The organism is Saccharomonospora sp. NB11, from assembly GCF_015910535.1.
In the GTDB taxonomy this organism is placed as follows: Bacteria; Actinomycetota; Actinomycetes; order Mycobacteriales; family Pseudonocardiaceae; genus Saccharomonospora.
In genome coordinates this window covers 16,484-35,366 of sequence record NZ_JACBJG010000012.1, presented here as the reverse complement: position 1 = coordinate 35,366, position 18,883 = coordinate 16,484, and the positions used below count along the sequence as shown (strand labels likewise).

Sequence of the window (18,883 nt, the reverse complement as noted above, 5' to 3'; positions counted from 1 at the left end):
GCAGGTCAGCGCGTCGCCACGGAGCCCGCGGTGTCCTCTGCGGTGGACCCCCGCCGATGCCGCAGCACGTCCGCCGTGTCCTTGAGGCTCTCGATCGAGCGCTGCGGTGCGCGCACCCGCTTCCACTTGCGCCAACCGGCGAAGGCCGCGAGACCGGCCGTCAGCAGCATCAGTAGGAAGACGATGCCGAACGCCGCCCAGCGCGGCAGCCACTCCGCGATGAGCTCGCCGAGGAAGAAAAAGAAGAAGAAGGAGCTGTACAGCGCGACGACACCGGCGACGATGAAGAACAGGCTGCCCTTGAAGGCCTTCTTCGCCTCGCGGGCGGTCTCGGACTTGATCAGCTCGACCTCGGCTCTGACCAGCGTGGACACGTGCGTGGCCGCGTCCTTCACCAGAGTGCCGAGGGAGGCGTCCTGCTGTGCTGTTGCGTCGTCGGACGACAGCGGGAGGTAGGGCACCGCCGGGCCGCTACCCGCGCCGTCGCCCGAAAGGTTCTTGGGGCTGCTCACGCGCCTCATCGTGCCACGTGATCAATCCCGGGGCGCGACGAGGCGCGCCGCCACGGTTACCCGAGGGCGGTACTCGTCACGAAGCCCACCGCGTAGGTCACGAGCATCGTCAGTGCTCCGACCCCGACGTTGCGGGCGGCGGCACGCACCGGCGAGGCCTGGCCGAGCCGTGCGCTCAGCCAACCGGTGATGGCCAACGCGACGACGACGGAGGCGGCCGTGGCTGGGACGCGGGCCGGCGGCGGGAACAACAGGATGGCGAGCAACGGCAGCAGCGCACCCGCGGTGAAGGCGACGAAGGACGCCCCCGCGGCCTGCCACGGGCTGGTGAGGCGATCGGGGTCGATACCGAGCTCGGCGTCGGCGTGGGCGCGCAGTGCGTCCGCCTCGGTCAGTTCCCGGGCGACGTCGGCGGCGAGTCGGGGTGACAGGCCCTTCTGCTCGTAGAGCAGCGCCAGCTCCTGTTCCTCTTCCTCGGGCATCGTGCGCAGTTCCTGCTGTTCGAGCGACAACAGGGCTCGCTCGGTGTCTCGCTGGGTCGACACCGAGACGTACTCGCCTCCGGCCATCGAGAGCGCCCCGGCCACCACACCCGCCAGCCCGGCGAACAGGATCGCCCGGTGATCGGTGGTGGCACCGGCGACTCCGACGACGAGGCCCGCGGTGGAGACGATGCCGTCGTTCGCGCCGAGCACTCCGGCGCGGAGCCAGTTTAGTTTGCCGCCCACGTCACGCGAGTGCGGCTCGTGCGCGTGTGCGTGCTTCGAGGTCTCGGACACCGCCTCATCACAACGCAGGAGCGCAGGTCGGGCAACGCGACGGGGGCGTGGCCGCCGTGCTCGTCCCGCACGGTGGCCACGCCCCCGTTTCGATGATCAGCTCTCCAGCTCGGCGAGCGCCTGCCTGGCCTGCTGCAGCTCGGCCTCGAGCTGGGCGACCTTGGCCTGCTGCTGTTCCCGCGCCTGGTTGATCACTTCGTCGATCGGCGCGGACAGCTCCTCGTGGAGCTCCTTCGCCGCACGGGACACAGCCGAGGCGGGGATGCCCAGCCCCCTGGCGACCCACGTGCTGCCGTGCTTCAGCTCGGCCTGCCACTCCCCGTCGGCGGTGCCGGTGACGGTGAGCGTGAGGACGACGGTCCTCGTCTTGCGGGCCGTGCTCTTGGGCTTGCGCTTGGCGGGCTCCGCCGGGGCCGGGGCGGGCTGTTCCTGCTGCTCTCGCTCTGCCGAGACGGTTCCCTGCTCACCCTCGGAGCTCACGGCGGAGTCCTCTGGCGCCTGGGTCGCGGAAGCAGCGTCAACGGTCATCGTCAGTGTCGTCTCCTCGAAAGATGAGGTTGTCCTACGAGAGGAACTTGCGGGCGACCAGGATAGAACGTTCGTTCGACTCGTCCCCCGGTGGGGTTGCCCGTCGAGCGCGAGTGAAAAGCAGTAGCGAATATGCACTCAGGTTGCGTCCGTGACCGAGTTGAGACCTTTCGGAAAAGCAGTGGCGTCCCGTTGAGGGGAGTGGCGCGTTACAGCTGTGCACACGAAAGGATGAAACGCGCAGAAAAATGATTGCGCAACGAAACATGGCGCCGAGGTGTGTCCATTTGTCGAGTGGCTGCCAGGGGGCCGGAAGGCCCTTTACTCGCCGATAGTTCGACTCTCCGTAGCGATCGACGAAGATCAATTACCGAACGTGGTGCCTCAGTGGGGTCTCGGGGGGCCTGCCGTGGTTATGCCACTGTGGACAGTCGAATGCCGTTTCGGCAGGATTTCGGCCCTTTCGTGATCGCGGAACTGCTGTTTCGGGAGCCCGTGCGGCCTGGGTTTCGGGGCGGTTTCGGTCTTTGCTTGAATTACGACCACTCGCCCAGTTGATCTATTCCTCCAGGGGCTGCGATAAATGGAAAGCAACGCTACTTCCCGAGGTCGGTCGGCAGGTCCGGCCGGCCGTAGACGGTCCTCGCGCAGGATGGTGGCCGTCGTCGCTGCCGCGACGCTGGCGCTGTTGCCCGCCGCATGTGGATCGGACGCCGAGGACACGGCGGAAGCCGCAGGCGGACAGCAGCAGGAGCAGTCGGTGGCCAACCTCCCGGAGGCCACCACTCACGGCAAGCTCCCGAACGCGCCCGCCGATCCCGACCCTCAGGCCGCGACCGACGGGGAGGTTCTTCACCCGACCCGCGAACTCGTGGTGCACGACGCCGTGGACGGCAAGGCGATCGCGCGGCTTCCCGTGCAACAGATCTCCTCGCCGACCTGGGTTCCCGTGATCAAGCGGGAGGGGGACTGGGCGCAGATCCTCCTGCCCACCAGGCCCAACGGGGCCAGTGGGTGGATCGACACGTCCGGTGACGCGGTCGAGTCGGCCCAGAACGACTTCGTGGTCAACGTCGACCTCGACGCGTTCACCCTGGAGATCCTCGAGAAGGGACAACAGATCGGGGAATGGACGGTCGGAATCGGGAGCTCGGACTCACCGACCCCGACCGGGCGTGCCTACATCATCGCCTCCATCGAGGAGACGGTGAACGACTACAGCCCGATCGTCCTGCCGCTCAGCTACCACTCGGACTCGCACGAGACCTACGGCGGTGGCCCCGGCACGGTCGGCATTCACACCTGGCCGGACGACAGCTTCGTCGGCAAGGCCAACAGTGACGGGTGCATCCGGGTCACGCAGGAGGCCTTGGACGCGCTCACCAAGCTCCCGCTCGGCACGATCGTCAACATCGTCTGACCGGCGAGCGGGCTTCACCCCAGTAATCACGCAAGTCGCATCGACTGAAGAAAGGCATTGCCTTGTCGAACAAGAGAACAGCCGCTCTCGGTGCCGGTGTCCTGTCCGCGGTGGTCGCGGGTGGCATCGCCTTCGCTCCCGCCGCCGTCGCGCAGGGCGAGGACTCGGCCTACGCCCTGTCGGCGAACGGCCTGGTCAACATCACGAAGGTGCCGCACGTCGTGGGTGAGGGCAAGGACCACCTGGTCCACACCGACCTGCCGCAGGGCGCGGACCGCATCCTCCACGCCGGTGTGTTCAACTCGGCGGTCGAGGACGGCTACGCCAAGGCCAGCACGACGGACGTGAAGCTGGGTCTGCCCGGCGTGCCGACCATCGAGGTCGGTCTCGTGACGGCCGAGTGCGACGACCTGAGCGGTGCCACCTCCGTGGCCGGGCTGAAGATCGGCGGCACGAACGTCGAGATCAACCAGCTCCAGCCGAACACCGAGCTGATCCCCGCGCCGCTGCAGGGCCTCGCGCGCATCACGCTCAACAAGCAGACCGAGAACGGCGACGGCACGCTGACCGTGAGCGCGCTGTCGGTGGACCTCCTCGACGGCACGCAGACCGTGGACCTCTCCACCGCCACCTGCGGTGAGCGGCCCGAGACGACGCCGGAGGAGCCCGACGCTCCGGAGGAGCCCAACACGCCCGGTGACGACGGGACGAAGCCCGACGACGAGGGCAAGGCTCCGGTGCCGGTGCCCCAGCCCGGCCACCTCGACGTGACCGGCTGAGCACCACCAGAGAAAAGGGCGGCCTCCACCACGAGCAGGGTGGAGGCCGCCCTTGTGCTGTCGGCGAGTCGGCTCAGTCGTCGCCGGAGCCGGAGCTCAGCCCCTTCGAGATGAGGTCCATCACCGAGCTGTCGGCGAGCGTGGTGACGTCACCGATCTCGCGGTTCTCGGCGACGTCGCGCAGCAGGCGCCGCATGATCTTGCCCGAGCGCGTCTTGGGCAGTTCGGGGACGACCATGATCTGCCTCGGCTTGGCGATCGGGCCGATCTCCTTGGCGACGTGGTCGCGCAGGGCCTGGATGGCGGCGCCACCGGCCTCGTTCTCCGCGACTCCGCCCCGCAGGATGACGAACGCGACGATGCCCTGTCCCGTGGTCGGGTCGGTGGCACCCACGACCGCCGCCTCCGCCACCGTCGGGTGGGAGACCAGCGCCGACTCGACCTCCGTGGTCGAGATGCGGTGACCCGACACGTTCATCACGTCGTCGACGCGTCCCAGCAGCCAGATGTCGCCGTCGGCGTCGTACTTCGCGCCGTCACCGGCGAAGTAGAAGCCCTGCTCCTCGAAACGCGACCAGTAGGTGTCGCGATAGCGCTGGTCGTCACCCCAGATGCCGCGCAGCATGCTCGGCCACGGCTTGTCGAGCACGAGGTACCCGCCACCACCGTGGGGAACCTCCACACCGTTGTTGTCGACGACCTTCGCCGAGATGCCCGGCAGCGCGCGCTGCGCCGAGCCCGGCTTGGTGTGGGTGACTCCCGGCAACGGCGAGATCATGATCGCGCCGGTCTCGGTCTGCCACCACGTGTCGACGATGGGGCAGCGCTCGTCGCCGATGTGCTTGCGGTACCACATCCACGCCTCGGGGTTGATCGGTTCGCCGACCGAGCCGAGGACCCGCAGCGACGACAGGTCGTACTTGGCGGGGATGTCGGCACCCCACTTCATGAACGTCCGGATCAGCGTGGGCGCGGTGTAGTAGATCGTCACCTTGTAGTTCTGGACGATCTCCCAGTGCCTGCCCTCGTGCGGCGTGTTCGGCGTGCCCTCGTACACGACCTGAGTGGCGCGGTTGGCCAGCGGGCCGTACACGATGTAGGAGTGGCCGGTGACCCAGCCGATGTCGGCGGTGCACCAGTACACGTCCTCGCCCGGCTTGTGGTCGAAGACGACGTGGTGGGTGTAGGCGGCCTGCGTGAGGTAGCCGCCCGACGTGTGCAGGATGCCCTTCGGCTTCCCGGTCGTGCCCGAGGTGTAGAGGATGAACAGCGGGTGCTCGGAGTCGAACGCCTCGGGGGTGTGCTCGGCGGACTGCGCGTCGACGAGGTCGTGCCACCAGACGTCCCGACCCTCGGTCCACGGCACGGTGCCCTCCAGGTCGTCGCCCGTGCGGCGCACCACCACGACCTTCTGCACCGTCTCCGCGCCGTCCAGTGCCTCGTCGACGTTCGCCTTCATCGGCACGGCCTTGCCACGCCGGTACTGCCCGTCGGAGGTGATCACCACCTTGGCGTCGGCGTCGTCGACCCGGGATCGCAGCGCGGCGGGGGAGAACCCGCCGAACACCACGCTGTGCAGCGCGCCGATGCGCGCGCACGCCAGCATGGACACGATCGCCTCGGGGATCATGGGGAGCTGGATGGCGACCCGGTCGCCCGAGCCGACGCCCAACGAGACGAGCGCGTTGGCGGCCTTGGAGACCTCGCGCTGCAGGTCGGCGTAGGTGAGGTCGCGCGTGTCGCCCGGCTCACCGACCCAGTGAATGGCCACCTGGTCGCCGTGGCCCGCCTCGACGTGCCGGTCGACGCAGTTGTAGGCGACGTTCAGCTTGCCGCCGACGAACCACTTCGCGAAGGGTGCGTCGCTCCAGTCCAACACCGTCGACCAGCGGGTGTCCCAGTGCAGGCGGTCGGCCTGCTTCGCCCAGAACGCCTCGCGGTCGGCGTCGGCGTCGGCGTAGAACTGCTCCGTCGCGTTGGCCTTCGCCGCGAACTCCTCGCTCGGAGGAAAGGTACGGCTCTCGGTCAGCAGGTTGTCGAGTGCCGGTGACTGCTCTGTCATGGTGCCTCCTGAAATGCGAAATGACGGCTCTACGGCCGCGGCGCCGGTAGCGACGTTAGTACCCCAAGTCACACGGCGGCAGCCAGTCCGCGACGGCCGACCGGCGCCGGGGGACGAGCGGCTGACGAACGGTGCACGAGCGCTCCGTATGCTCATGCGACATGAGTGATCCCCTCGCACCGCTGCTGGACCTGGGCGGTGTCGCCGACGCCGCGAAGAGCGCACAGGACGCCGTCTTCGCGGTGCACCGGCTTCCCGCCAACCTGCGTGGCGGCTCGGCGACCGCCGCGGAGGCGTCGGTGCGGGCCGCGCGGGCGTCCGCGGCACTCGACGGCGCCGACCCCGACCTTCCCGACGACGGGAGCGTCACCGACCCGGTGCTCGCCGGATCGCTGCGGGTGGCGGGCGCGACCGAGTCGTTGTTGCCGACGTGGCGGCGGGCTCCGTTGCAGGTGCTGGCGCGGATGCACGTCCTCGCCGCGACGGATCTCGTCGAGGACTCGGAGACGCTCGGTCGGCCGCGTGGTGCCGACGGTGTGGCGTCGCGGCTGGAGTTGCTCGCCCAGCTCGTCACCGGCGCGACGTCGGTGCCCGGCCCGGTGCTGACGGCGGTGGTGCACGGCGAGCTGCTCACGCTGCGGCCCTTCGGATCGGCGGACGGTGTGCTGGCGAGGGCCGCTGCCCGGTTGGCGATGGTCGCGACGGGGCTGGACCCGAAGGCGCTGACCGTGCCCGAGGTGGCGTGTTTCCGTCGGCAGCGGCGGTACGAGGAGGCGGCGCAGGCCTTCGCGTCGGGCGAGCCCGACGGCGTGCGCCAGTGGCTGCTGTTCTGCTGTGAGGCTTTCGAGGCGGGAGCGCGCGAGGCGAAGAGCATCGCCGACGCCGCTACCCCCTGATGTCCACTGCCCGCGTGTCCGCGAGCCCTGCGCGCGTGTCCGCGGCTTGTGCACTCGTGTCCGCGAGTCCTGCACGCGTGTCCGCAGTACGTCGCCGTCGCGGCCCTCACCACGCTGTGGGGGCTGCGCAGCGGTGTCGACGTCGTTCCTCGGCGACCCGGTGCCTACGAGGCGTGTGACCGCACGGCGTCGAGCGCGGCCCGCACGTGACCGTCGGCGCTGTCGAGAGCCTCGGCCGCACGCTCGGTGTCGACGTCTGCGAGCAACTGCACGAGAGCCACCTTGAGGTCACCGTCGGCGCGGTTGAGCGCCTCGCCGCACTCCTGGTCGCTCAGACCCGTCGCCTCCTGCAGGATGCGGATCGTCCGGCCACGCAGCTTGGCGTTGGTGGCCCGCACGCTCACCATGAGGTTGGAGTACGTGCGCCCCAGCTTGACCATCGTGGCGGTGGAGAACGCGGTCAGCACGAGCTTCTGCGCCGTCCCCGCCTTCATGCGGGTGGAGCCCGCGATGGCCTCCGGGCCCGTGTTCACGGTGATCAGCACGTCGATGCCGTCGAACTCGGGAGCCTCGGGGTTGCACGACACGAGGGCCGTGGTGGCACCCAACCGGTGGGCCTCCTGAAGAGCGCCGATCACGTACGGCGTGCGCCCCGACGCCGTCAGTCCGAGGACGAAGTCGCCGTCCTCGACGCTCTCGCGAATCTCGGCGGCCCCGGCCTCGGCGTTGTCCTCGGCGTTCTCGACGGCGGTCTGCAACGCCTTCTGCCCACCGGCGTGGTGGGCGACGAACCAGTCGTCGGGCACGTTGTAGGTCGGCACGAGCTCGGCCGCGTCCAACACGGCGAGCCTGCCCGACGTCCCGGCGCCCACGTAGTGCACGCGGTGGCCCGCGCGGAGTGACTTCGTGGCCGCGTCCACCGCGTCGCCGAGCTCCGGCAGCACCTCTCGTACCGCGCCGGGGACACCGTGGTCCTCGGCGTTGATGGCGGCCAGGATGTCGGCGGTCGACATCCGGTCGATGTCGGTCGTGTTCGGGTTGCGTCGCTCCGTGGGCGACTCGACCTGAACGACCTGCGGTGGATGGGTCATCTCCAGCCTCACTCTTCTCTTGCGACGGCGAGCGCCCGCGAGCGCTCGCCCGGTCCACTACCCCCGATCGGCCCGCCGCCTCCCGTCCGGACGGATGCCGAGTCGGTGTCCGTTGACGGCGTCGCGGGTGGCGTCGAGGGCTGCCATCGCGTCGTCGAGGTGTTGCTGGGCCACGCCGATGAACAGGCAGTCGATCACTGTCAACTGTGCGATGCGGCTTGCGGTGGCGCCGGAGCGGAAGGTGGTCTCGCGCGCGGCGGTGGTGAGGACGTGGTCGGCGACCGACGTGATGGGCGAGCGCGGGAAGTTGGTGATGGCGACCGTGGTGGCGCCGTGCTCCTTGGCCACGCGCAGCGCCTCGACGGTGTCGGTGGTGGCACCGGAGTGCGAGATGGCCACCGCGACGTCGCCTTCGCGCAACACGGCGGCGGAGGTGAGCATGATGTGCGTGTCCGACCACGCGAAGCTCACGCGGCCGATGCGGTGCATCTTCTGCTGGAGGTCTGCGGCCACGAAAGCGCTGGCCCCGACGCCGTAGACGTCCACGCGCCCGGCCGCGGCGAGGAGTTCGACGACGCGCGTGAGTTCGGCGACGTCGAGCTGATCGGTGGTCTCCTCGACGGCTCGGGCGTCGGCGAACCCGACCTTGCTCACGACTGCGGCGAGGTCGTCGTCGGCGGTGATGTCGCCGCCGAGGTCCCGCGTCGCCCGTGCCTCGGTGCGGGCGGTGTCGGCGGCGAGGGCGATGCGCAGTTGCGGGTAGCCGCCGACGCCGATCGCCTTGCAGAAGCGCGTGACGGTGGTTTCGCTGGTCTTGGCGGCGAGGGCGACCTCGGTGATGCTGCGGCGCGCGACCGACGACGGGTCGTCCAACACGACCTTGGCGACTCGCTGTTCGGCACGCGCCAGGCCCGGCAGGAGTGAACGGATACGCACGAGGGGACTCGTGTCGTGGTCGGACGCCGGGCGGGGACCCGACCCACCATCCGTGGGAAAGTTACTAACACCAGGCATATATGACAAGGTTACTCATACCTTCCCGAGAGATCGCAACCTCGACGACGAGCCGCCGTGCTGCGGTGACTGGTTGCTCGGAAAGTCGCTGCTCAGGGGGAGTGTGTTAGCCCAGAGCGGTTAACGAGTTGGCAACTATCAACGCCTGGTCAGGGTGAATCCCCGCCCGTCGAGCCGTTCGGGGTGTCGTTCACCGTCCAACAGCGTGCCCTGTGACGAGGTGACCGAGATGCCGTCGACCAGCACACCGCGGGCGGTGTAGCTCTCGTCCGTTGTGAATCGCCAACGAAGCGTGACGGTGTCGGCCTCGGGCAGGTTCGCGGTGACCCGCCACCACGCGCGGTGATCGGTGCCCGCGAGCTCGGTGACCGTCTCCCGCGGAGCGCCCTTGCCGCGGACGTGCAGCGGCAGCGCCGACCACGTTCGACCGCCGTCGGTGGACGCCTCCAGCACCAACGGGTCCGTCGGCTCGCTGCTGACGAAGGTTGCGAACGACGCGGTGGCCCGACGGCCGTTCGTGACGAGCTCGGGAGTGGTGAGCGTGGCGGTCTCGGCGTTGCCGATCGAGCTCGACCACGCCGTCGAGCCGTGACGCGGCTTGACGGCCATCGCGCGGGCGAGGCTCGTGGCCCACACCTGTCGGGCCTCGTTGATCGAGCCCCACGACCGCGACGGGTGCACGCGGTTGGTCAGCAACACGGCGATCGAGCGCGACTGCCGGTCGATCACCAGGGACGTGCCGGTGTAGCCGGTGTGGCCCGCCGTGGACGGCGAGGTCAGGCCGCCCATGTACCACATCTGGTCGAGCTCGAAGCCGAGTCCGTGGGAGTCGTCGGGGAACTCGGTGTTGTAGTTCGTGAACAGCTGCAGCACCGTGCTCGGGCGCAGGATGCGCTCGCCCTGGTAGCTACCGCCGTTCAGCAGTGCCTGGGCGAGCACGCTGAGGTCGCGGGCCGTGGAGAACAACCCGGCGTGCCCGGCGACGCCACCGAGTGACCACGCGTTCTCGTCGTGCACCCGGCCCCGGATCATGCCGCGGTCGGGCGTCGACTGGAACTCCGTCGCCGCGATCCGGTCGAGCTTGGCCTCGGGCGGGTTGAACTCGGTGTCGCGCATGCCGAGCGGTTCGGTGATCCGCTTCGCGATCACCTCGTCGAGCGGCTCACCGGTGATGCGTTCGACCAGCACTCCGAGGGTGATCAGGTTGAGGTCGGAGTACGTGTACGTCGTGCCCGGTTCGTTCTGCGGCGCGACGTCCATGACGGCCTTGATGCGCGACGGCTTGTCGGGCCAGTCGCGCCACAGGAACAGGCCGGGCTCCAGGCCCGAGGTGTGGGTGAGCAACTGCTCGACCGTGATCTCCTGCTTGCCGTTGACCCCGAACTCGGGCAGGTAGTCCGCCACCGGCACGTCGAGGTCGACCTCGCCGCGCTCCACGAGCTGCATCACCGCGAGCGAGGTGAACAGCTTGGTGACCGACGCGATGTCGAAGATCGTGTCGTCGCGCATCGGCACCTGCTCCTCGGCGGGCAGCTCGGTGCCGTCGCCGTCGGCGTAGCGGACGGCACTGCCGACGGCGTAGGTGTCCACGACGGCGCCCTCGTGGGCGAGCAACCCCACGGCGCCCGAGAAGAGCGGGTGGCCGTCGACGTAGTCCGACTCGGTCATCCGAGCCAGCACGCTCTCGGCCTCCCGGATCGGTGCGGCGTCGAGCCCCACACTCTCGGGCGCGGCGGGGCGCAGGACGGTGGAGGCGGGAGCGAAGCCGGGCTGTGGCTGGTCGAAGCGTCCGGAGGTCGCCGTCACCGCAGCCATCGCCGTCGCTCCTGTCAGCAGCAGGACCGCGAACACGCCCGCGATCCTGGAGACACTCGCCTTCGCACGCATCGCGTCGCTCCCCTCACCTTGTCACGAAAGCACCGTCGTGGACGTGGAACGTACTACCGGTAGAGCAGGTAGGGCTGTCGTTTCCGCCGGAACTCCGCGAGTTCGTCCTGCCAGGAACCCACCACGTCGTCGGTGGTCGCGCCCGCGTCCACCATCGTGCGGAACCGGTCGGAACCGGTCAGCTTGTCGATGAAGTTGTCCTCACGCCAGGCGAAGAGATCGGGGTACAGCCGCTTGGCGGTCACGATGAGGTCGACCCCGGTGCGGATCGGGTCGAACCGGTACGGGTCGGTGACGGTGACCTGCACGCCGCCGCAGGTCTCGCCCTCGAACTTGCCGAACGTGGGCACGTAGTAGCACTCGCGGAACGCCACGCCCGGCAGGCCGTGGGAGGCGAGCTCCTCCTGCCAGCGCCAGTCGACCTCCGGTGCCCCGACGATTTCGAACGGACGGGTGGTGCCACGCCCCTCCGAGAACACCGTGCCCTCGAACAGGCAGGTGCCCGGGTAGACCGCCGCCGTGTCCGGGGTCGGCATGTTCGGCGACGGCGGGGTCCACAGCAGCCCGGTGTCCGCGAACACGTGCCTTCGTCGCCAGCCTCGCATGCCGACGACCTCGAGTTCGGCCAGTTCGACCCCGTCGCCGGGCAGCAGCTCCGCCGCGAAGTACCGGGCCAGCTCACCCACCGTCATGCCGTGCTGTTGCACGATCGGACGCAGTCCGACGAACGAGCTGTACGCCGGGTCGAGCATCGGCCCGTAGGCTTCGCCGCCGACGGGGTTGGGGCGGTCGAGCACCAGGAACTTGATGCCGAGCCGGGCGGCGGCCACCATCGCCTGGTACATCGACCAGATGTAGGTGTAGAAGCGCGCGCCGGCGTCGGCGATGTCGAACACCATCATCTCGATGTCGGCCTTGCGGAACAGGTCCGTGAGCTTGTCGATGTCGACGCCGTACGTGTCGTACACCGGCACGCCGGTACGGGGGTCCGGGTAGTCGCCCTCCGAGCCGCCGGCCTGCGCGCTGCCCCGGAAGCCGTGCTCGGGGCCGAACACGGCCACGGGCTCGAGCCCGGCCTGCACGAGCGAGTCGACGACGTGCACCTGGTCGTTCAGCACGCCGGTGGGGTTGGAGAGCACGCCCACCCGACGGCCCGCGAGCTGCCGCCAGCCGTCCGCCGCGAGCCGGTCAGCCCCCGTCGTGACACGGGGAGCCGGGCCGCCCCGCGGGGGAGTCGGGACGGGAGCCGCGGCGGCCGTGGTGGCGGCGGTGGCGACCAACGTGCCCGCGAGTGCGCTCGCGGACAGGAACCTGCGTCTGTTCACGGTCATGGTCTGTTTTCCTGACGTCGGGGCGGGTTCACCACGTCAGCCCGTGGCCGAACGGGTACTGGATCTGGGCGGGGTCGTCGCCGTGGGGGACGGCGACCGGCAGCGTGCCTTCGGGGGAGCGTTCCCCGACGAGCACCTTGGCCAACGACGTCATGGTGACGGCACGCCAGTCGTAGGTCGCGAGCCACGTGGGAACGTCGGCGAAACCGGGGTCGTACGGCTCCTGGACGGCGACCGCGATCACCGGGGTGTCGGTGCCGGTCAGGCGCTCCACCAGCTCACGCTGGGCGGCGCTGGTCCGCAGGCCGCTGGTGAGCACGACCACCACGTCGGCCTCGCCCGCCGCGGACACGGCTTCGTCGATGGCGCCGGGCTCGGGGGACGTGCCCGTGGAGAGCGCGGTGACGTCGGCGTCGGTGCGGTCGCGCAGTGCGTCGGCGAGGTCGGCGACCGGTTCGGCGGCGTAGCCGGGGTAGTCCGGGCGGTTCCAGCCGGTCACGAGGATCTTCTGTGCGTCAGCGGACAGCGGGAGCAGGTCGGCGTCGTTGCGTAGCACCGTGGTCGAGCGGTCGGTGATCTCCTGCACGGCCGCGCGGTGCTCGTCGCTGCCGACCACGCGGTCGACCTGCGGCACCGGCACCAGCGGGTGCGTCACGATGCCGCGAGCGTGCTTGAGGTCGAGGATGCGCCGGACGCTCTCGTCGATGCGCTCCTCGGTGAGCCTGCCGCTGCGGACGGCCTCCAGCACGCCGTTGATCGCCGCGTCGAGGTCCGGCGGCATGAGCATCTGGTCGACGCCCGCCTCCAGCGCGCGCACCGGGATCTCGTCGTCGGGGTACATCTCGCGGACACCGGCCATGCCGAGCGAGTCGGTGACCACCACGCCGTCGTAGCCGAGTTCGTCCCGCAGCAGACCGGTCATGATCGGCTGTGAGAGGGTGGCCGGGTCGCCCGACGGGTCGAGGCTCGGCACCGAGATGTGCGCCGTCATGATCACGTCGATACCCGCTTCCACGGCCTTGCGGAACGGCGGGAGGTCGTGGGTACGCCAGTCGGCCTCGCTCCGGTCGATGACCGGGAGTCCGACGTGGCTGTCGTCCTTCGCGTCACCGTGGCCGGGGAAGTGCTTGGCCGCGGCCGACACGCGAGCGAACGCAGGACCCGAGTTCTCGTAGCCGTCCACCTGAGCGGCGACGAAGTCTCCGGCCAGCTCGGCGTCGGACGAGAAGGAACGCGATCCGATGACCGGGTTGAGCGGGTTCGAGTTGACGTCGGCGACCGGCGCGAAGTCCTGGTTGATGCCCATCGCTCGCAGCTCGGTGGCGCTGATCTCGGCGGCCTTCCGCGCGCCCTCCACGTCACCCGAGGCGCCGAACGCCATCGCGCTCGGGTACTCGGTGGCGTCCCCCGCGATGCGGGTGACCCGACCGCCTTCCTGGTCGATCGACACGATGAGCGGGATGCGGGGCTTCGACTCCAGCGCCGCCCGCTGGAGACCGTTCGACAGTTCGGCCACCTGCCGGGGCGACTCGATGTTGTCCGTACCGGCGTTGTTGAAGTAGATGACACCGCCGACCTGGTACTTTCGCACCACCTCGGCGGCCGTGTCGACGCCGTACTTCTCCTGGTTGCCGGGATGCGCCTCGTCGGCGGAGAGTCCCCAGACGTCCGCGACGAAGAGTTGTCCGACCTTCTGTTCGAGCGTCATCGACTGCAGGGTGCGTTCGGACCAGGTCCGAGGCCCCTTGCGGCCGGAGGTGTCCGCGTCCGTCGTGGACGGTTCGAGCGCCTGCGCCGAAGCCACACCAGTGGTCACGGCGAGCAAGCCTACGAGTGCAGCAGAGGCGCGGGCCTTCCAAGGCCGGGCGCTGCGATGGGTCACGAGGCCTCCCGGGGATGCGACGTGCGGATGTGAGAAGTCCACCCGTACGAGTAAGCAAGCGGAAAGCTACTCACCAAAACGTGGCAGGTCAATGACCGCGTGTGGCGAGGGCCGGGGGGCAGGGGGGAGGAGTCGCACGAGTGGCGCCCGCCGGTTACCGGAACCAGCGGGCGCCCATGTGTCTCCATGGAGCGGTCGGGTGACCAAGCGTGCATACACGTCGTCATTTCCGGGGACTCGGCGTCCGGCGTCCCGTTACGCAGTCCCTCGACGACAGGCCTCTCGCGGCGAGCTCCGCGTGGGTACCCGACGTCCATGCACGGACGTTCGACCGGGGTGGACCAGGCTTCTCCTCCGCCTGCTCCCTGGCCGGAAGAACCTCCGCACTTCCCTTTGTAGTCAGTGACGGCGGTCACTTCAAGGGCGTGCGCGAGAAGTACCGTTCGCGCCGAAACTCGCGGTCAGCGGGAGCCCGAGTCCCGGTGCCTCCGCCGGGAAAGACCGAAGAGCGTCGCCCCCGCGGCCACCGCGCCGATCCCGAGCCCCACCGCCACGGCGGCCGTCGGCGCGGGGAAGCGGGTCCGCGGAGACACCGGGTTGACGAAGGTGTGGATCGGCCAGCCGCGCTCCTGCGCGAGTCGGCGCAGTGCTTTGTCCGGGTTCACGGCGTGGGGGTGGCCGACGACCTCCAACAGCGGGATGTCGGTGCTCGAATCGGTGTAGGCGTGGCACGAGGCGAGGTCGTAGCCGCGTTCGGCGGCGATACGTCGCGCCGCGACGGCTTTGTACTCGCCGTAGCAGTAGAAGTCGAGCTTGCCCGAGTACCGCCCGTCCACGATCTCCATCCGACTGCCCATGCAATGCGTGATGCCCAGCATCTCGGCGATCGGCTGCACGACCTCTTCACCGGTGGCCGACAGGACGATGACGTCCCGGCCCTCCGCCTTGTGGTGTTCGATGAGTTCGGCGGCCTCGGCGTACACGAGCGGCGCGACCACGTCGTGCAGGGTCTCCCGCACGATGGCCTGGACCTGGTTGACGTCCCACCCGGTGCACATGCGCGAGATCTCGGCGCGGAGGCGTTCGGTGCGGTCGGCGTCCGCGCCGGAGAGCGCGAACATCAACTGGGCGTAGGCGCTCTTCAACGCGGCGCGGCGGTTGATCAGGCCCTGTCGCAGGAACGGCTTGCTGAAGGCAAGCGCGCTGGACGAAGCGATGATCGTCTTGTCGAGGTCGAAGAACGCCGCCGACGTGGCGGTCTGGTGGGGTGCGGGCACACCACCACGATATGGGTCGGCGCGGCGACCCGTCGGGGAGCACTCGGCCGCTCCTCGGGCGCGCTGTGGGGCGCTTGCCGTTCGGTTGCCCGGCCGGTCGGGCGCAGCGGGTTACAGTGTGGGCGCCCGGCACGTCCGGGCTGGTTCGGTCCGACCCCCCGGGACCGGACTTCGGCGGCCCCCGCTCCTCCCCCTGGCGGGGGCCGCCTCCCTTCGAACCCCGAGTTGTCCACAGCTCGGTCCACATTCCGTCGAGTTGTCCACAGGGCAGCCGGTGTGGGTTGTCGAGGCTCGCGGCGAACGTGACGCTGGTGATCACGACTCAACGACACCGGGGGCCGACGTGACAGACAACCGTCCACTCGTGGTCGTCGCCGACCACGTCGTGCGCGATCACCTCAGACGACTGGCCGCGGCCGTGGGCTGCGAACTGCGGTACGCCGACGACCTGTCGACGGCGCGGTCGGCGTGGGCAGAGGCCCCGCTCGTCCTGCTCGACACCGTCGCCGGCGCGGGCGGGCTCCCACGGCGGTCCGACGTGGTGCTCGTACGCGCGCAGGCTCCGACCCAGGAGGAGTGGCGCGCTGCCGTGTCGTTGGGCGTGGACTCCGTGGCGCTGTTGCCCGCCGACGAGGAAGCCGTGGTCACGGCGCTCGCCGACGTCGTCGAACGACCCAGTGCGAGGGCAGGCAGGGTGGTGGCGGTCGTGGGTGGACGCGGCGGAGCCGGTGCCTCGGTCTTGGCGGCGAGCGTGGCGATCACGGCGGCGAGGTCGGGGGAGGCGGCGTTGCTCGTCGACTGCGACGCACTCGGCGGCGGTGTCGATCTCGTGCTCGGCACGGAGAGCGACGAGGGACTGCGTTGGCCCGACCTCACGATGTCGGCGGGACGCGTGTCCATGACCGAGCTCGACGCCGCGCTCCCTACCCGGCGACGAGGCCGAGGACGGCTGTCAGTGCTTTCGTGCGACCGAGTGGGAGCAGGCCCCAGCGACGTCGCGGCGGCCGCGGTGGTCGACGCCGGCCGACGGGCCGGGCGCACGGTGGTGTGCGACCTGCCCCGCTACCCGGACCGCGCGTCCGTCGAGGTGCTGCACCGAGCCGACCTCGTGGTACTCGTCGTGCCCGCCGACGTGCGTGGTTGTGTCGCGGCCGCGTGTGTGCGTCGCCGCCTGAGCGACCACACGACCCGACTCGAAGCCGTCGTCCGAGGTCGTCCGTCGGGGTACCTCTCCGAAGCCGACATCGCCGATGCCGTCGGCGTGCCAGTGCTGGCGTGGGTTGGTCAGGAGAATGCGGTCGGACGGGTTCTCGACCGGGGTTCGTTCCGTCCGACCCGTCGGTTGGCGAGAGCTGCCCGGACCGTCCTCGCCGCCCTCGCGTGAAGGGAACGTCGAAGCCATCCACGCTGATCGTCGTTCCCGGCGCGTAGCGCTTGTCCGAGCCCGCGGAGGACCCGGCCGCGGAGAGGGAGGCGGTCGTGCGGACCTCTGTTCGATGTCGGGCTGTGTCCGCTTGCGACAGCGCGAACGGTGAACGCGGTGCTGAAGCGCGTCCCGCACTTAAACCTCGCTCGCCGAGTGTGCTGAGAACTTCGGTCGTCTCGATGTCGACACGGCCAATTCCTCATCGTTGCGGTGACGGAGGGGCGCCCTCGCCAGGCCACCACGATTGCCTCGATACGCCTCGATCGCCTCGCTACGTGGCGGTTTGGTCATCGACCTCCTTCACGACCTTGCTCCGTCGTTACGGCGCCTAGTCCGGAGTGGGTTGAGCCGTCGCCTGTCAACGCCGGTTCGCCTCTTCGCAGCTCTCGACACGTCGATGCCTCGATGGCGCGCGCTGACACCGCGTGCGGTGCTTGCGATGTCCAGCCGTGTCACCCGGGACCCAGCCGAAAGCGAACCGCGTGTCGTGCTGCGGCCGCAACCGTGTCACCGGAGTTGTCCACAGGGAACGGGTTGTCCACAGGGGTGGTGAGTGGTCGTTGTCGGGGGTGGCGTGGTGCCGAGATCGTGGGCGGTGTGGCCAGCGTGACTGAGCACGGTGCCGAGGAGGGGGAGAGATGAGTACCGAACTGGTCGACAGGGTCAAGGCTCGGCTCGCCGCGACGGAGGGGGTGACGGATCCCAGAGCCGTGGCGGACGCCGTTCGTGCAGAGGCCGGAGGCGTCGCGGGCCACCTCGACGTCCTCGCGGCGCTCAAGCTGCTCGACGACGAGCTCGTCGGAGTCGGTCCGCTGGAGCGACTTCTGGCGTCGCCGGAGGTCACCGACATCCTGGTCACCGCGCCCGACGAGGTGTGGGTCGACGGGGCGGAGGGGCTGCGGAGGACCGACGTCCGATTCCCGAGCGAGGACGCCGTGCGAGCTCTCGCGCAGCGGTTGGCTCTGGCCGCCGGTCGCAGGCTCGACGACGCACAACCCTTTGTGGACGGATGGCTGCCCGGCAGCGGGCCTGCCGGGCGGATTCGACTGCACGCCGTCCTGCCACCGGTGGCGGCGGAGGGGACGTGTCTGTCGTTGCGGGTGCTACGTCCCGCCACCCACGACCTTCGATCGCTCCGTCGACTGGGCACGGTCGACGAAGCCGGCCTCGCCTTGCTGGAAGCCGTCGTGTCCGCCCGCCTGGCCTTCCTCGTCACCGGAGCCACCGGTTCCGGCAAGAGCACGCTCCTGGCCGCGCTGCTCGGAGCCGTCGATCCTTCCGAGCGCATCGTGTGCGTGGAGGACGTCGGGGAGCTCCAGCCGGAGCACCCGCAGTTCGTGCGCCTGGTGGCGAGACCGCCCAACGTCGAGGGCGCGGGTGAGGTGACGCTGCGGGAGCTGGTTCGGCAGGCCCTCCGCATGCGCCCCGACCGCCTCGTGGTGGGTGAGGTCCGAGGCCGTGAGGTGGTCGAGCTGCTCACCGCGTTGAACACGGGCCACGACGGCGGCGCCGGCACCCTCCATGCCAACGCTCCTGCCGAGGTCCCGGCGCGGCTCGAAGCGTTGGCTGCGCTCGGAGGACTCTCGCGGGAGGCGTTGCACAGTCAGTTGGCTGCGGCGGTGCAACTCGTTCTGCACATGAAGCGAGGTCCGTCGGGCCGCAGGGTGCTCGCCGAGATCGGAATGCTGCGTCGGGACGGTGCGGTGGTGCGGGTGGAGACCGTCTGGAAGCCCGGCGAACGGCTGAGGCGCGACTCGGACCTGACCACCGCCTTGGTGGCAGCACGAGACTCACGGCGTGCGCGGGTCGGGACGTCGTCGTGGTGATCCAGGCGTTGGTGAGTGTGGCCGCCGCGATGGTTGTGTGGCCGTCCCCGCCCGGAGTGAGGCGGCTTGCTGCTGTGGCGTCACCGCCGACGCCTCGATCGGTGGGGCGGACGACGTCGCGTTGGCGAGATCGCCGGCTGCTGGCGATGGTGACGGTGTCGATGTGTGTGCTG

15 protein-coding genes are annotated in these 18,883 nt (G+C 69.8%); 5 read left to right on the top strand and 10 right to left on the bottom strand.

Going from position 1 to position 18,883, the window contains the following annotated elements; genetic code table 11:
* Positions 1–5: 5 nt before the first annotated feature.
* From JAV51_RS17190 to JAV51_RS17180, 3 genes are all read right to left on the bottom strand, one after another.
* A complete protein-coding gene (locus JAV51_RS17190; RefSeq protein WP_197321772.1) occupies positions 6–521 on the bottom strand; it encodes a phage holin family protein in 516 nt (171 codons plus the stop codon).
* A gap of 47 nt (positions 522–568) precedes the next feature.
* Positions 569–1,291: a VIT family protein gene (locus tag JAV51_RS17185; RefSeq protein ID WP_197321771.1), complete on the bottom strand. Its 723-nt coding sequence runs from the start codon at positions 1,289–1,291 to the stop codon at positions 569–571.
* A 96-nt stretch (positions 1,292–1,387) separates the two neighbouring features.
* A complete protein-coding gene (locus JAV51_RS17180) occupies positions 1,388–1,819 on the bottom strand; it encodes a DUF6319 family protein (protein WP_197321770.1) in 432 nt (143 codons plus the stop codon).
* Between the two features lie 652 nt (positions 1,820–2,471).
* On the opposite strand from JAV51_RS17180, the gene JAV51_RS17175 reads away from it, so the two are divergent.
* Positions 2,472–3,239 carry a L,D-transpeptidase family protein gene (locus tag JAV51_RS17175; protein WP_197321769.1) on the top strand — a complete coding sequence of 256 codons (768 nt, stop codon included), beginning with the start codon at positions 2,472–2,474 and terminating at the stop codon, positions 3,237–3,239.
* Between the two features lie 62 nt (positions 3,240–3,301).
* Positions 3,302–4,018 (top strand): choice-of-anchor P family protein, encoded by a 717-nt coding sequence (locus JAV51_RS17170; RefSeq protein WP_197321768.1) that lies wholly within the window; start codon positions 3,302–3,304, stop codon positions 4,016–4,018.
* Between the two features lie 73 nt (positions 4,019–4,091).
* On the opposite strand, the gene acs is transcribed toward JAV51_RS17170, so the two are convergent.
* Positions 4,092–6,080 carry an acetate--CoA ligase gene (gene acs, locus JAV51_RS17165; RefSeq protein WP_197321767.1) on the bottom strand — a complete coding sequence of 663 codons (1,989 nt, stop codon included), beginning with the start codon at positions 6,078–6,080 and terminating at the stop codon, positions 4,092–4,094.
* A 161-nt stretch (positions 6,081–6,241) separates the two neighbouring features.
* Between acs and JAV51_RS17160 the strand changes: the two genes are divergently transcribed.
* Positions 6,242–6,976: an oxidoreductase gene (locus tag JAV51_RS17160; RefSeq protein ID WP_197321766.1), complete on the top strand. Its 735-nt coding sequence runs from the start codon at positions 6,242–6,244 to the stop codon at positions 6,974–6,976.
* Between the two features lie 164 nt (positions 6,977–7,140).
* Here JAV51_RS17160 and murQ read toward each other — a convergent pair whose 3' ends face one another.
* The 6 genes from murQ to JAV51_RS17130 all read right to left on the bottom strand — a co-directional run bounded on the left by murQ (position 7,141) and on the right by JAV51_RS17130 (position 15,458).
* Positions 7,141–8,067 carry an N-acetylmuramic acid 6-phosphate etherase gene (murQ, locus tag JAV51_RS17155; protein ID WP_197321765.1) on the bottom strand — a complete coding sequence of 309 codons (927 nt, stop codon included), beginning with the start codon at positions 8,065–8,067 and terminating at the stop codon, positions 7,141–7,143.
* A 57-nt stretch (positions 8,068–8,124) separates the two neighbouring features.
* Positions 8,125–9,081: a MurR/RpiR family transcriptional regulator gene (locus JAV51_RS17150; RefSeq protein WP_197321764.1), complete on the bottom strand. Its 957-nt coding sequence runs from the start codon at positions 9,079–9,081 to the stop codon at positions 8,125–8,127.
* 138 nt (positions 9,082–9,219) lie between these two features.
* The gene (locus JAV51_RS17145) at positions 9,220–10,968 is read right to left on the bottom strand and encodes a serine hydrolase domain-containing protein (protein ID WP_197321763.1); all 1,749 of its coding nucleotides are present in this window, start codon (positions 10,966–10,968) and stop codon (positions 9,220–9,222) included.
* Between the two features lie 53 nt (positions 10,969–11,021).
* Positions 11,022–12,299 (bottom strand): exo-beta-N-acetylmuramidase NamZ domain-containing protein, encoded by a 1,278-nt coding sequence (locus JAV51_RS17140; protein ID WP_197321762.1) that lies wholly within the window; start codon positions 12,297–12,299, stop codon positions 11,022–11,024.
* Positions 12,300–12,327: 28 nt separating this feature from the next.
* The gene (locus tag JAV51_RS17135) at positions 12,328–14,181 is read right to left on the bottom strand and encodes a glycoside hydrolase family 3 protein (RefSeq protein ID WP_197321761.1); all 1,854 of its coding nucleotides are present in this window, start codon (positions 14,179–14,181) and stop codon (positions 12,328–12,330) included.
* A 461-nt stretch (positions 14,182–14,642) separates the two neighbouring features.
* Positions 14,643–15,458 carry an HAD family phosphatase gene (locus JAV51_RS17130; protein ID WP_197321760.1) on the bottom strand — a complete coding sequence of 272 codons (816 nt, stop codon included), beginning with the start codon at positions 15,456–15,458 and terminating at the stop codon, positions 14,643–14,645.
* A 343-nt stretch (positions 15,459–15,801) separates the two neighbouring features.
* Between JAV51_RS17130 and ssd the strand changes: the two genes are divergently transcribed.
* Both ssd and JAV51_RS17120 read left to right on the top strand, forming a co-directional pair.
* Positions 15,802–16,842 carry a septum site-determining protein Ssd gene (gene ssd, locus JAV51_RS17125; RefSeq protein ID WP_197321759.1) on the top strand — a complete coding sequence of 347 codons (1,041 nt, stop codon included), beginning with the start codon at positions 15,802–15,804 and terminating at the stop codon, positions 16,840–16,842.
* 680 nt (positions 16,843–17,522) lie between these two features.
* Positions 17,523–18,710, top strand: coding sequence for a TadA family conjugal transfer-associated ATPase (locus JAV51_RS17120; RefSeq protein ID WP_197321758.1), 1,188 nt, complete (start codon positions 17,523–17,525; stop codon positions 18,708–18,710).
* Positions 18,711–18,883 lie beyond the last annotated feature (173 nt).

Bases quoted from the DNA above. Each gene is read 5' to 3' on its own strand.
- JAV51_RS17190 (WP_197321772.1), bottom strand. From the start codon at position 521: ATGAGGCGCGTGAGCAGCCCCAAGAACCTTTCGGGCGACGGCGCGGGT.
- JAV51_RS17180 (WP_197321770.1), bottom strand. From the start codon at position 1,819: ATGACCGTTGACGCTGCTTCCGCGACCCAGGCGCCAGAGGACTCCGCC.
- JAV51_RS17175 (WP_197321769.1), top strand. From the start codon at position 2,472: ATGGTGGCCGTCGTCGCTGCCGCGACGCTGGCGCTGTTGCCCGCCGCA.
- acs (WP_197321767.1), bottom strand. From the start codon at position 6,080: ATGACAGAGCAGTCACCGGCACTCGACAACCTGCTGACCGAGAGCCGT.
- JAV51_RS17160 (WP_197321766.1), top strand. From the start codon at position 6,242: ATGAGTGATCCCCTCGCACCGCTGCTGGACCTGGGCGGTGTCGCCGAC.
- murQ (WP_197321765.1), bottom strand. From the start codon at position 8,067: ATGACCCATCCACCGCAGGTCGTTCAGGTCGAGTCGCCCACGGAGCGA.
- JAV51_RS17150 (WP_197321764.1), bottom strand. From the start codon at position 9,081: ATGCCTGGTGTTAGTAACTTTCCCACGGATGGTGGGTCGGGTCCCCGC.
- JAV51_RS17145 (WP_197321763.1), bottom strand. From the start codon at position 10,968: ATGCGTGCGAAGGCGAGTGTCTCCAGGATCGCGGGCGTGTTCGCGGTC.
- JAV51_RS17140 (WP_197321762.1), bottom strand. From the start codon at position 12,299: ATGACCGTGAACAGACGCAGGTTCCTGTCCGCGAGCGCACTCGCGGGC.
- JAV51_RS17120 (WP_197321758.1), top strand. From the start codon at position 17,523: ATGAGTACCGAACTGGTCGACAGGGTCAAGGCTCGGCTCGCCGCGACG.